We start from the raw sequence: 12958 nt of genomic DNA, 5'->3' as shown, positions 1-12958 counted from the left end.
ATTACGACTTCCTGACCTGCGGCACGGGCGACGGTGCGGAAGGCGTCGGGCCGTCCTCGCGGGCGAGTGCGTGGGGCCACCACATAGCCGACCCGACGTCCAGGAACAGCGCGGTGACCAGCACGGACCGTACGACGAAGGTGTCCAGCAGCACGCCAAGCGCCACGGCGAAGCCGACCTCGGAGAAGGCCACGAGCGGCAGGGTGCCCAGGGCGGCGAACGTGCCCGCGAGGACCAGACCGGCCGAGGTGATGACTGCACCTGTGGCGGCGAGCGCGGTGAGCGCTCCCGGCCGGGTGCCCTGCCGACGGGCCTCCTCGCGCACCCGCGTCGACAGGAAGATGTTGTAGTCGATGCCCAGGGCGACCAGGAAGACGAAGACGAACAGTGGGAAGGCGGCGTCCTCGCCCGCGTAGTCGAACAGGTACCGGAAGGCGAGCGCGCTGATGCCGAGGGCGGCCGCGAAGGAGAGCACCACGGTGGCGATCAGGACCAGAGACGCGACCAGCGCACGCAGCAACAGCGCCAGGATGATCAGGACGACCACCAGCACCAGCGGGATCACCACCGTGTTGTCGCGCATGGCGGCCGAATCGGCGTCCAGCAGCGCGGCCGTGCCGCCGCCCACCTTCGCGTCGGCGCCCGGAACGGCGTGCACCACGTCCCGTACCCGCTCGACCGTGTCCTTCGCCGCGGAGCTGTCCGCCGGAGCGGTCATGGTCGCCTCGAGCAGGACCCGGCCCTCGAGCACGGGAGCCGCGCCTGGCGGACCCATGATCGACTGGGGTACGACCCCCGGCGTCCGTGCCACCGCCCGTCCGACCGCCTCGGCCTGCGGGGCATTCGCGACGATCATCAGCGGGTCGCCGCTGCCCGCCGGGAAGTACCTCGCGGAGACCTCCTGACCGGTGATGGACTCCTGCTTGTCGGTGAAGGCGTCGGCGTTGCTGATGCCTTCGGCGCGCAGCCCGAGAATGCCGAAGGACAGCGCGGCCAGGGCCACGGCGGTGATCCCCCAGACGGCCCGCGGCCGACCGGAGATGCGGCGGCCCAGCCGGGCCCAGAACCCCCGCTCGGCCGGCTCGGGCGACCCGTGGTGCGGGATCACCGGCCAGAAGATCCAGCGCCCGACGATCACCAGCAGGGCGGGGAAGAGCGTCAGCATCGCGAGCACCGCGATCAGCACCCCGATGGCGCAGACGGGGCCGAGCCCGCTGGTGGAGTTCATCTCGGCGACCAGCAGGACCAGCATGCCCGCGCACACCGTGGAGCCGCTCGCGATGACCGCGGGGCCCGCGCGGTGCAGGGCCAGGGCCATCGCCTCATGACGGTCCTCGTGCCGGCGCAGCTCCTCGCGGTAACGGGCGACCAGCAACAGGGCGTAGTCCGTTCCGGCCCCGAAGACGAGGACGGTGAGGATGCCGGCGCTCTGCCCGTTCACGGTCAGATCGGCATGGACGGCGAGCAGATAGATGATCGCCTGGGCGGTCAGCAGGGACGCGACGGCCGAGATCACCGGCACCAGCAGGAGGCTGGGGCTGCGATAGGTGAGGAGCAGCGCCACGACGACGACGCCGAGCGCGGTCAGGAGCAGCGTCGAGTCGATGCCTTCGTAGACCGCTGCGAAGTCGGCGTTGGTGCCGGCCGGGCCCGTGACGTACACCGCCAGACCGCCCCCGCCCCCGCCGACTTTCCCCTTGATGGCGTCGACGGCCGGGGTCAGGCGCTCCCAGCCCTCCTCGTCGACGGTGATCGGCACATGGATCTGCGCCGCACGGGGGTTGATCGGGCGGTCGAAGACCGGGGCCCGCGTCTCGTCGCCCCGGATCCCGTTCTCGCTCAGCCGCCTCAGCTCCGCCGCGTCCGCGGAGATCGTCTTCCGGTCCTCGGCCGTGAGACCGCTGTCCCGGACATAGAGCACGACACCGGGCATGGTCTCCGGCCGGAACTCCTCGGAGAGCATCAGCACCTGGGTGGATTCCGCGCTCCCGGGGAGCCAGGACATGGCGTCGTTGTCCTGGGCGTCGTCGAGCTTCTGGGCCAACGGGGCGAGGCCGAAGATGACGATCAGCCACAGCAGAAGGACCAGCCACTTGGTCCGGCGGCCACAGACCAGCCATGCCACGCCCTGCGGTCGTCCGTCCGACATAGCACCCCAATCGTCTGCGGGCGGCCGGAACCCCGCGCCCACATGTGATCCGGGGCGGGTTCGACCGCACTGGTCCGATGTGCGGCAGTACCGCGTCCGTCGTGGGTCGCGGGCCATGGCAGGCTTGGACCATGGCCGTTCAGATCAGCCCCAGTATCCTCTCCGCCGACTTCTCTCGCCTGGCGGAGGAGGCGAGGGCCGTCGAGGGAGCCGACTGGCTCCATGTCGATGTCATGGACAACCACTTCGTCCCGAACCTGACCCTCGGCGTGCCCGTGGTCGAGTCGCTCGCCCGGGCGACCGGCACCCCGCTGGACTGCCATCTGATGATCGAGGACCCGGACCGCTGGGCACCCGCGTACGTGGAGGCCGGGGCCTCCTCGGTCACCTTCCATGTCGAGGCCGCCGCCGCTCCCGTACGGCTGGCCCGCGAGCTCCGGGCGAAGGGCGCCCGCGCCTCGATGGCGCTCAAGCCCGCTACTCCGATTGAGCCGTACGAGGATCTGCTGCCCGAGCTCGACATGGTGCTGATCATGACGGTGGAGCCCGGTTTCGGGGGGCAGGCGTTCCTCGACATCATGCTGCCGAAGATCCGCCGCACCCGTGAGCTGATCGCCAAGCACGGGCTGGAGGTCTGGCTGCAGGTGGACGGCGGGGTGTCGGCGGCGACCATCGAGCAGTGTGCCGAGGCCGGCGCCGACGTCTTTGTCGCCGGATCGGCGGTCTACGGCGCGAACGACCCGGCCGCCGCCGTGGCCGCCCTGCGGACCCGGGCGGAGGAACGTATCGCCACGGCCGCCTGGGCGTGCGACCACTGAGCGTCGGCTCGGTGAACTGCCGGGCCCAAGGGCTGATCGACAACCGCCGCTTCTGACAGGATGAGCAGGGGCGCCCTCCACCCGGCGGGTGGTGGGGGAGAGCCGGCAATTGCAGCAGTGAGGAGATCGCGGTGTCGACGGGCCGATCAGCCACGCGGATGGGACCCGCTGAGCTGGTGCAGGCGGCGGCCATGGCCCGCCGCTTCTACCTCGAGGGCAAGTCCAAGATCCAGATCGCCGAGGAGTTCGGCGTCAGCCGCTTCAAGGTCGCCCGGGTGCTGGAGACGGCGCTCGAGCGCGACCTCGTACGGATCGAGATCCGGGTCCCGGCCGAGCTCGACGCGGAGCGCTCCGACGCGCTGCGCGCCCGCTACGGCCTGCGCCACGCGGTCGTCGTCGAGTCCCCGGCCGACGCCGAGGCCGATACGGCCGATCCGGAGAATCTCGGCGAGGTCGCCGCGGAGCTGCTCGGCGAGCTGGTCACCGAGGGGGATGTGCTGGGGCTGGCCTGGGGCCGGTCCACCATCCACATGGCCGCGGCCCTCGACCGGCTGCCGCCCTGCACGGTGGTCCAGCTGACGGGCGTGTACGACGCGGGCACCGCCGAGCGCGGCTCGGTCGAGGCGGTACGCCGCGCCGCCCAGGTCGCCGGCGGTGAGGCCCACCCCATCTACGCCCCGATGCTGCTGCCCGACACGGCCACCGCGGACGCACTGCGCGGCCAGACCGGCATCGCCCGGGCCTTCGAGTACTTCGACAAGGTCACCGTCGCCTGTGTGTCCATCGGCTCCTGGGCCGCGGGCATCTCCACCGTGTACGACATGCTCACCGAGGAGGAGCGGCAGCACTACGCCTCGCTGGGTGCCGCGGCCGAGATGTCCGCGCACCTCTTCGACGCGGACGGCCGCCGCATCGGCCGCGACCTGGGGGAGCGCTGCATCACCGTCGAGGCGGACCGGCTGCGCAGGATTCCGGAGGTCGTGGCGATCGCGGGCGGTCACCGCAAGGCCGCCGCGATCGGCGCCGTCCTCCGCTCGGGCCTGGTCACCAGCCTGGTCACGGACACCGCGGCAGCGGACTACCTGCTGTACGAGTCCAGCCCCGGTCTGCGCCCGGCCCTCGACCGCGCGGACCCGGACGTCTAGCCGGAGTTCGGCCGGACGTCCAGGACGCACCACACCGGACGGTACGGATTCAGTCCGGTGATTCCGGCCCCTCGGCCCCGCGCTGGTGGGCGACGACGGCGAGCTCGACGCGCGAGGCGACGCCCAGCTTGCTGAAGATGTTCGACAGATGCGACTGGACCGTGCGGTGGGAGAGGAACATCCGCGCTCCGATGTCGGGGTTCGAGCACCCCTGGGCGACGAACGCGACGATCTCGCGCTCTGTACCGGTCAGCGCGTCCCACCCGGTGACCGGCGAGCGCCGGGACCGCCGCCCCGGGCTCACGCCTGCCGCGGCCAGCCGGGTCTCCGCACGCCGCGCGTCCCACACCGCCCCCAGACCGCCGTACAGGTCGAGCGCGGCGTTCAGCGCCGTCCGGGCCTCCTCGCCCCTGCCGAGACCGGCGAGGACCACTGCCTCCTGCTCCCGGGCGTACCCCGCGTAGAGTCGCTGCCCGGCGTGGTGGTACGTCTCGGCCGCCGTCACCAGCACCTCGGGTGCGTGGTCATACGCGCCCCGGCACAACAGGGCCGTCGCGCGCACGCTGAGCACCGTCTTCGTGGCCGCCAGCTCCTCGAGTGCGTCACCGACGAGCCGCAGCCGCTCGGTGTCGCCCGCCATCGCCGCCAGCCGGGCGATGTCCGGGCAGAGCTTGTACAGGTACGCCTGCGACATGGCCCGTACGCCGTGCGTCCAGGACTCGAAGAGCAGGTCCAGCGCGCGGTCGGGGGCACCGTTCGCCTCCCAGGTCAGCGCCCGCGCCCAGCGCCGCAGGAACTCCAGGTTCTGGCCGCTCGGCGTGTCGTCCTGCCGCTGGACGAGATCCGCGTAGCTGCGGCTGTCCCCGCGGTGCACGGCGATCAACGCGGCCTGGCTCTGCAGCCCTTGGCTGAGGCCGAGCCGGTCGAAGATCTCCAGACCGGCCTGGATTTCCGCCAGGGCATCGTCCCAGCGGCCCTCGTAGTACCAGAGGGAGGCCTTACCGAGGTGATACCAGGTCAGGAAGATGTTGCCGCCGCGCTCGCAGTCGTGCAGGCCGGCGTCGAGCTCCTGGTGCGCCTCGGGGCCGCGCTCCAGGTTCATCAGCACCAGCCCACGCACGAAGTGCGGGGCCATCTGCAGATCGGGCCTGATCTCCTGGCCGCCCAGTACGGTGAGGGACCGGTCGACCAGCTCGAGGGCCTCCACCATGCGCAGCGCCGCGAGGCGCAGGCTCGCCAGCAGGCACAGGCCGAACGCGGTCGTATAGGCATCTCCGCTGCTCTCGCCCGCTGCCACGGTGCGCCGGGCGGCCTCCTCGCAGGTGTCCAGACGGCCGAGCAGGTAGTGCCCCTGAGCGGCGAGCGCCTGAAAGCGTGCCGCCTGGGCACCGCGGATGCCGGGAGAGGCTAGCGCGGTTTCGGCCACGGCAACGGACTCCGCCACCCGGCCCTGCTGGAACACGCTCTGCGCCACCAGCCAGCGCAGCTCCCCCTCGGCCGCCGGGCCGACGTCCCCCGCTGTGAGCGCCTGAGCGGCCGTCCGCTCCGCGGCGGCCGGTTCCCCGGCGCGCAGCAGGGCACGCGCCAGCTGCCGCCGCAGTGGCTCGGCCCGTGGGTCGTCGGGGTCCAGGGTCGGCAGGGAGCGTTCCAGCAGCTCGACGGCCATGGCCGGTGCTCGGGCCACCAGCCGGTCCACGTCCCGGACCAGCCAGTCCACCACGCGGGCGGTCACATAGGAGTCCGCGGGCACCAGGTACTCGGCGGCCCGTTCCACCGGAGCCCCCGAGGCCGCGAGAGTCTGCCACGCCTGCACCTGGAGGGCGGTACGCACCGCCTCGGGAACGCTTCCGGCGAGCCCCTGGCGCACGAGGTCGTGCCGGAACGCCAGACGGTCGTCCACGCTCCGCAGCAGCCCGACTTCGACCGCCTCGCTCAAGGCCTCCCACAGCTCCCTCACGGACACGCCGAGCACCGAGGCCAGCTCGTGCACGTACACCCGCGGGCCGAGCACCGCGGCCACCTCCAGGACATCCCTCGTCCGGCGCGGCAGCGGCTTCAACCCCGCCAGGACGGTGGCGGTCAGCGAGTCCGGCAGCGCCGTACCGCCGACCGGGGCGAGGCGGCGGGCGGGGTCCGTGGCCGGAGGCGCGCCCATGGCCGTGAAGGCGCCTGAGGCGCCGCGCTGCTCGTACGCGGCGACCATCTCGTGCACGTACAGCGGATTGCCCGCCGTCGCCGACAGGCCGGCGAGCAGCGCACCCGGCGGTCGCGCCCCCCGCAGCCGCTCGGCCAGGAGCGCGACGTCCCGATCACCGAGGGGCGCCGGCTTGAGCGTGTCGGCACCGCGTGCCTTCAGCACCCGCAGCAGCGCGGCCGCGTCGCCCCGGGACGGAAGCGGCTGGATCGCCAGGGCGATCAGCAGGGGGAGCGTGCCGAGCGCGCGCTGCAGGCGGTGGAGGACCAGCAGGGTCGCGGGGTCGGCCCAGTGCAGATCGTCGACCACGAGGGCCCCCGGCCCCTGGGCGCACCACTGGTCCAGGACCTGGATGACCACTTCGGTGACCGAGAACTCCCAGTCCGACGCGCCCTCGCCGCGCGCGTCCCGCACCCGCGCCATGACGGCGGAGACGTCCGGACGGTGCGCCCCGGTCCCGGAGGCCAGGCACGAGAGGATCGTCTGGAACGGGATCTTCTGCTCCAGCTCGGTGCCCGCACCGCGGAGCACCCGCAGGCCCACGCCCTCGCACTCGGTCACCAGCACATCCAGCAGCGCCGTCTTGCCGATCCCCGGCTCTCCCTCGACCACGACCACCGCTCCGCGGCCCGAGGCGGTTGCCGCGACCAGTTCCAGGAGCCGCGCCACCTCGCCGGCCCGGCCGATGAGGTCGACCGGCGGTGGCCTCTCCTGCAGGTCAGCGCTCACGATGGCCTCCCGCGGCTCTCCCGGTCGGGGGAGGGCCCGTGCCGTTCCCGCCCGGGCGCCGGTGGGAGCGATCGAAGAGCTGTCGCCGCCCGGTCCAGGCGGTGCGACGTCCCCGGGGCGCTCTGTCTCGGTCCGCCGGTGCCTCCGTGGCGGTTCCAAAGCGGTGCATCTCGCAACGAACGGTACACAACGCTGCAGCGGCATGGCGGATGTCTTCGGTGCCGGGCGGCCGCACCGTGGACCGTGGAGACACATCGCATGGACCAGACCGTCCCGCCAGGAAGTGACCACCTCACCAGGAAGTGACCACCTCACCAGGAAGTGACCACCATGCCCCAGATCCGGACCCGCCCCGCGCAGCGTCGGCCGCTCCCCGCCAGCTCGCCCGAGCTGCGAACCGTCAGATCGTCGGCGCCTCCCGCGAACGCGAAGGGCCTGCGACATCCCCCTCATCAGGCCACGCCGTCACCATGACGCTGGACAACCGGTTCACCGTCCCCGCCACGCCCGCCGGGGTGCCCGCCGCGCGCCGCACCGTCGCGGAGATCCTCACCGGGTGGGGCCTGTCGCAGGAGAGCGAGCTGGCCCACGTCCTCCGCGTGGCCGTCTCCGAGCTCGTCACCAACGCCGTACAGCACACGGCCCATATCACTCCGCACATCGCCGTCACCGTCCAGGCGGACAGCCGCCGCCACCTCAGGATCGGCGTCACCGACCACCACCACGACCGTCCGCGCGTTCGCCAGGTGGCCCCCGAGGACACCTACGGCCGCGGCCTCGCCCTGATCCGCACCCTCCTGCTCGAGCTGGGCGGGCTGATCACCACCCAGCGCAACGCCGACGCCACCAAGACCGTCTGGATCCATCTGCCCGCAGCCTTCGGCTGATCCCCCGGCGGGCCGGATACGGAAGGCCGAGCGACCGCGTCACTTCAGCACCCCGCGCATGAACTCCCCGACGATCTGCCGTCCGAGCAGTGCGAAGACGACAAGGGTCGGCAGTGTGCCCAGCGCCGTGCCGGCCAGCACCAACGAGTAGTCCTCGACGTAGCCACTGGCCAGCGAGGAGAGCGCCACCGGCACAGTGGGGTCCTCCGGGGTCAGCACCACCAGGGGCCAGAGGAAGTCGTTCCAGGCCTGGACGAACGTGAACAGGCCGAGCACGGCCGCCGCGGGCCGGGCCGCCGGAACCACCACATGACGCACCGTCGCCGTCGTGGAGCACCCGTCGATCCGCGCCGCCTCCAGCAGCTCGTCGGACACCGCCCGGCTGAGGTACTGCCGCATGAAGAAGACGCCGAACGCCGTCACCATCATGGGCACGATGACGGCCTGGAGCCGGCCCGTCCACCCCAGCTCGGACATCAGGATGTACAGCGGGACGATGCCCAGTTGGGTCGGGATGAGCATGGTCGCGACCACCACGAGCATGAGGGTCCGACGACCACGGAAGCGCAGCTTCGCGAAGGCGAAACCCGCCAGGGTCGAGGAGACCACCACGGACACGGTGACGGAGCCGGAGACGACCAGTGAGTTGACGATGGCCTTGGCGAACTCGACCTGCCCGAAGACCCTGTGCACATTGCTCCACAGCTGGCCGCCCGGCACGAGCGTCGGGGGCGTGCGCCCGATGTCCTCGTTGTCCTGCGTGGCGAGCAGGAACGACCAGCACAGCGGAAACGCCGAGCCGAGCCCGACGGCGAGGAGCGCGCCGTAGGTCGTCCAGCTGGCGGTGCGGCGCATCAGTCGGCCGCCCGGATCCGCCGGACGATCAGGAAGTTGACGAGCACGGCGACAGCGGTGAGCAGGAAGAGCGTCCCCGCGATCGCCGAGGCATAGCCGAACTCGAACGACCGGAACCCCTCTTCGTAGAGGTACAGAGCGAGCGTCTGGAACTGCCGGTTCGAGCCGCCGGTCGCGCCGCCCGGGGAGCTGGTGTCGAAGAGCAGCGGCTCGGTGAAGAGCTGGAGGTTGCCGATCGTGGAGACGATCACCGTGAAGATGATGGTGGGCCGCAGCATCGGGACGGTGATGTGCTGGAACCGCCGCCATCGTCCGGCTCCGTCGATGTCCGCGGCGTCGTAGAGGTCGCGCGGGATGGCCTGGATGGCGGCGAGGTAGATCATCGCGTTGAACCCCGTCCACCGCCAGTTGACGATCGTCGAGACCGCGAGATGCGAGGACAGCCGGTCCGCCTGCCAGTTGACGCGTCCGGCGCCCAGCAGCCGCAGGAACTCGTTGATCACCCCGAAGTCACGGCTGAACAACACCGTGAAGACCAGGGTGACCGCCACGACGGAGGTGAAGTACGGGAGCAGCACGCCCATCCCGAGCAGGGTGCGGCCCCGCAGCGTCCAGTCGAGCAGCTGAGCGATGACGAGCGCCGCGGTGAGCTGGGGAACGGTGGTCAGCACCAGCAGGCTCGTACTGTTGCCGAGCGCGTTCCAGAAGAACGGGTCCCGTACGAGGCGCAGGTAGTTGTCCAGGCCGACCCAGCGCTCCCCGCCGCCCAGCCCCGCGGTGGGGGCATCGAGCAGGTTCCAGTCGGTCAGCGAGACATACGCCATCGCCGCTGTGGGGAACAGGCCGAACACGGTGAACAGCAGGAAGAACGGCAGGACGTACGCGTACGGCGCGAGAGACCCGGTGTCGACCCGGCGCCCGGCCCGGCGGGACTCCGCCCGCAACCGCGTCCCCGGCCGCTCCGGCTCACCGGGCGCCATGCTCGGGATCCGGCGGGAAACCCTTCCGCACGGCGTCCGGGCTCCGGCGACCGCCGGCGGGCCGAGTGAAAGACGCCATGCTCCACCTCCGCAGCCGCAGAGCGCTGTCGCCGTACTTTATCCGCGCAAACCTTGACGAACTGTCACAACGCGCCCGGCCACGCCCGGCGGAAGGCCGTTCTCCCTATCCCGCGTGCTGCAGCGCGTTCGTGGCGATCTCGGTACGAGAACGGACCCCGAGCTTCTTGAGGATGTGCGAGACATGGGTCTGAACCGTACGGCGCGACAGGAACAGGTCGGCGGCGATGTCGGGGTTGGATTTGCCCTCGGCGACCAGGTGAGCGACCTTCAATTCCGTGGGGGTGAGCGCATCCCAGCCCTGGGAGGGCCGTCGACGCGAACCGCGGACCCCGCGGCGGATGCCGTACGGGCGCAGCCGCGTGCTGGCCCGGCGGACGTCCCACTCCGCGCCCAGGCCCGCGTACACCTCCGTGGCTTCGCCGAACGCCGCCCGGGCGGCAGCCGTCCTGCCGCCCAGCCCCAGCAGATACGCGGCGTCCTCGAGGCACTGGGCCAGCTCGAACGTCCGGCCCACGGCGCGATAGTGCTCCGCGGTCCGCAACAGCGCGTCCGGGTCGGAGGCCAGCAGCCCCCGGCACCTGTCCACCGCCGAGGCGGCACGGGCGGGGACGGACTCGCGGGCCGCCTCCGCCTCGCAGACGGCGAGCGCCGCACGGGCCGTCTCCTCGTCGCCGAGCGCGAGTGCGAGCCGGACCAGATCGGGCATCCACTGGTGGACCAGCGTCATCTGCCCCGGCCTGACGTCGAGGAGCGTGGCGAGCAGGTCCCGGGCGCCTTCGGTGTCGCCGTCGCGCTCCGCGTCGAGCGCCCGCGCTGCGATCAGGAAATCGGTGTTCTCCCAGGCGGCCAGCGTCCCGAAGGCATGGGCGTCGACGGCCTCCAGGTGCCGGTGTGCACTCGCCCGGTCGTCGCGGTGCCCGGCGATCAGCGCATGGACCCCGTGGTAGAGCAGCAGCGGGCCGTGCTCCCGGAGGCCGTAGTACGTGGCCTCCGGTCCCTCGGTGTCCACCGAGTCGAGCGCCGCCTGCGCGTCGTCCCACCGCCCGACCCAGAAGTAGTGCACACCGGCGCCGATGTGCAGCGTGGCCCGGCCGGGGTCCCCGCCGTGCTCCGCCTCGGCCACGGCGGCCCGCAGCGTGGCCTCGGCCTCGCGCAGCCGGTCGAGGTTGTGCAGCGTGAAGATCCGGTTGTCCAGCGCCGACCAGCGCAGTTCCCCGAACCCCGGTTCGTCGCGCAGGACCTCCAGTGCCCGGTCGGCCGATGCCAATGCGCCGTTGTGGTCCCGCCGTACGGAGTCGACCAGCCACAGCACGGAGAGCGCGTAGCCGGTTCCGAAGCGGTCCCCGGCGGCCTCCGCGCCGGCCAGCGCGCTGCGTGCCTCGGTCTCCGCCGCCTCGAGATCGCTCGCCCGCAGGAACATGGCGAGCAGCCCCTGCAGGCGCGCCCGCCACACCGCGGGCGGGTCGTGCCGGAGGGCTTGGCGGGCAACCATGAACGCCGGCTCGTCACGTCCGGCGCTGAACAGGCCTCCGGCCAGCACCCAGCGCATCTCCGCGGCCCGGTCCGGGTCCCGGACGCGCTCGAGCATCCGCCGCGCGTACGTCTCGCCGTCCCCGTCGCGGCCCAGCCGGAAGGCCGCCTTCGCCAGAGCGGCGAGGATCTCTCCCTCCCGCTCCCCGCCCGCGTGGTCCACCACCCGCTCCAGCAGCTCTGCCGCGACCGCCGGTTCGTGGTAGGTCAGCGTGATGGCGTGGTCGGCCAGCCAGGAGATCACCCATGCGTCGGCCAGCGGCGAGGCCGCGAGCAACTGCTCGGCCGTGCGCTCGATCGCGGCCCCGCTCGTCGCCAGCACCTCGGCAGCCCGGCGGTGCCAGGCGCCGCGCAGCGCCGACGGCAGGCTCTCGCGGAGCGCCTGGCGGATCAGCGGGTGCCGGAACGCCAGCCGCGGCCCCGACTCGACCACGACGCCCGCGGCCAGGGCATTGCGCAGATCGGCCAGGAGCCCGGACGGCTGCCGTTCCAGGACCTCGGCAAGATCCGTCACGGCGAACTCCGGCCCCAGCAGGGAGGCCACACCCAGCACTTCGAGCGACTCGGGAGGGAAGAAGCCGAGATGGCGGGTGATCAACGCGGCCAGCGAGGCGGGGGCACCGGGCACGGCAGCCTGGCCGGCGGCCCCGGCCGGCGACTGCTCCGCGGAGAAGAACGCGTGCACCAGCTCCCGTACGTACAGCGGGTTCCCCGCCGCATTCGCGGCGAGCCGCTGCAGCTCCTTGCCTCCGGGGGCAGGGGCGAGCCGTTCGGTCAGCTCGGCGACCTCGGCCTCGGTCAGCGGTGGGACGGTGAGCAGCGTTCCGTCCCGCGCCAGTACGCTGCGCCTGAGCTCTTCGACCTCCTCGCGCTGCGGCACGGGGCGGGAGACGGCGACCAGCAGCAGCGGTAGCTGTTCCACCAGCTGCACCAGGCGGTGCCAGGCGTACAGGCTGGCCTCGTCCGCCCACTGCATGTCGTCGATCACCATGATCAGTGGCTCGGCGCCGGCCAGCTCCTCGACGAGCGCGACCAGTCCCTCCATGGCGAGAAGTACCGGATGGGTCACGCCGACCACGGCCGTCGTCGGCGTTCTGAGCAGCACCTCGGCGATCGCCGCGCGTCTGTGGTCGGGGGCCCGATGATCGACATCCAGGCAGTCCAGCAGCACGCGCAGCGGGGAGCGCTGGCTGAGTTCGTCGGCGGTCGCCCACGCGCTCCGGCACCCCAGCTCGTCCGCGTCCGCCAGGCCCGTGGCCACCAGCGACGACTTACCGATCCCCGGCTCGCCCTCGACCCATACCGCCCGGCCGCGGCCGGCCGCGACGCCGCGCAGCAGCTCCCTCAGCCGACCCACTTCGGGTTCGCGCCCCACGAACACGTCCGACGGAGGAAGCACGACATCTGACGGAGGCAGCAGGCCCATCAGCGCCTCTCACGTCGATCAGCGGTGCGATGCGGCAGCGGTCGAAGGCGGTGATCACCGCGGGGAAGGCCCGTCGGGTGTGGGACCCGTTCCCGGCCCATGACCTGGTCAATGATATCCCGCTTGCCCATAACGCCTCCTTTCGTCCCGTTCCCGTTCCCGTT

At 72.1% G+C, this 12958-nt stretch carries 8 protein-coding genes; 3 read left to right on the top strand and 5 right to left on the bottom strand.

What is annotated here, in order from left to right; genetic code table 11:
* Position 1 precedes the first annotated feature (1 nt).
* Positions 2–2149 (bottom strand): MMPL family transporter, encoded by a 2148-nt coding sequence (locus ACTWQI_RS03990; protein ID WP_443267468.1) that lies wholly within the window; start codon positions 2147–2149, stop codon positions 2–4.
* A 131-nt stretch (positions 2150–2280) separates the two neighbouring features.
* On the opposite strand from ACTWQI_RS03990, the gene rpe reads away from it, so the two are divergent.
* Both rpe and ACTWQI_RS03980 read left to right on the top strand, forming a co-directional pair.
* On the top strand, positions 2281–2967 hold the full coding sequence (rpe, locus tag ACTWQI_RS03985; RefSeq protein ID WP_443267466.1) for a ribulose-phosphate 3-epimerase: 687 nt from the start codon (positions 2281–2283) through the stop codon (positions 2965–2967).
* Between the two features lie 158 nt (positions 2968–3125).
* Positions 3126–4112: a sugar-binding transcriptional regulator gene (locus ACTWQI_RS03980; protein ID WP_443267908.1), complete on the top strand. Its 987-nt coding sequence runs from the start codon at positions 3126–3128 to the stop codon at positions 4110–4112.
* 49 nt (positions 4113–4161) lie between these two features.
* On the opposite strand, the gene ACTWQI_RS03975 is transcribed toward ACTWQI_RS03980, so the two are convergent.
* Positions 4162–7035, bottom strand: coding sequence for a helix-turn-helix transcriptional regulator (locus ACTWQI_RS03975; protein ID WP_443267464.1), 2874 nt, complete (start codon positions 7033–7035; stop codon positions 4162–4164).
* 470 nt (positions 7036–7505) lie between these two features.
* Here ACTWQI_RS03975 and ACTWQI_RS03970 point away from each other — a divergent pair, with 470 nt between their 5' ends.
* Positions 7506–7922: an ATP-binding protein gene (locus ACTWQI_RS03970; RefSeq protein ID WP_443267462.1), complete on the top strand. Its 417-nt coding sequence runs from the start codon at positions 7506–7508 to the stop codon at positions 7920–7922.
* A gap of 39 nt (positions 7923–7961) precedes the next feature.
* On the opposite strand, the gene ACTWQI_RS03965 is transcribed toward ACTWQI_RS03970, so the two are convergent.
* The 3 genes from ACTWQI_RS03965 to ACTWQI_RS03955 form a co-directional block, all read right to left on the bottom strand.
* Complete coding sequence (locus ACTWQI_RS03965; protein WP_443267460.1) at positions 7962–8777, bottom strand: carbohydrate ABC transporter permease; 816 nt, start codon at positions 8775–8777, stop codon at positions 7962–7964.
* Entirely contained in the window at positions 8777–9757 is a 981-nt protein-coding gene (locus ACTWQI_RS03960; RefSeq protein WP_443267457.1) for a carbohydrate ABC transporter permease, read from the bottom strand. The genes ACTWQI_RS03965 and ACTWQI_RS03960 overlap by 1 nt, the downstream gene beginning before the upstream one ends.
* Before the next feature lie 184 nt (positions 9758–9941).
* Positions 9942–12743, bottom strand: coding sequence for a helix-turn-helix transcriptional regulator (locus ACTWQI_RS03955; protein WP_443267456.1), 2802 nt, complete (start codon positions 12741–12743; stop codon positions 9942–9944).
* Positions 12744–12958: the final 215 nt, after the last annotated feature.

The organism is Streptomyces sp. KR80 (assembly GCF_052245555.1).
GTDB lineage: Bacteria > Actinomycetota > Actinomycetes > Streptomycetales > Streptomycetaceae > Streptomyces.
The sequence above is the reverse complement of the archived record's forward strand: the minus strand, read 5'-3'. Positions and strand labels throughout refer to the sequence as shown.

Coding starts and splice junctions, on each gene's coding strand:
- ACTWQI_RS03970 (WP_443267462.1), top strand. CDS start 7,506: ATGACGCTGGACAACCGGTTCACCGTCCCCGCCACGCCCGCCGGGGTG.
- ACTWQI_RS03980 (WP_443267908.1), top strand. CDS start 3,126: ATGGGACCCGCTGAGCTGGTGCAGGCGGCGGCCATGGCCCGCCGCTTC.
- rpe (WP_443267466.1), top strand. CDS start 2,281: ATGGCCGTTCAGATCAGCCCCAGTATCCTCTCCGCCGACTTCTCTCGC.
- ACTWQI_RS03990 (WP_443267468.1), bottom strand. CDS start 2,149: ATGTCGGACGGACGACCGCAGGGCGTGGCATGGCTGGTCTGTGGCCGC.
- ACTWQI_RS03960 (WP_443267457.1), bottom strand. CDS start 9,757: ATGGCGCCCGGTGAGCCGGAGCGGCCGGGGACGCGGTTGCGGGCGGAG.
- ACTWQI_RS03965 (WP_443267460.1), bottom strand. CDS start 8,777: ATGCGCCGCACCGCCAGCTGGACGACCTACGGCGCGCTCCTCGCCGTC.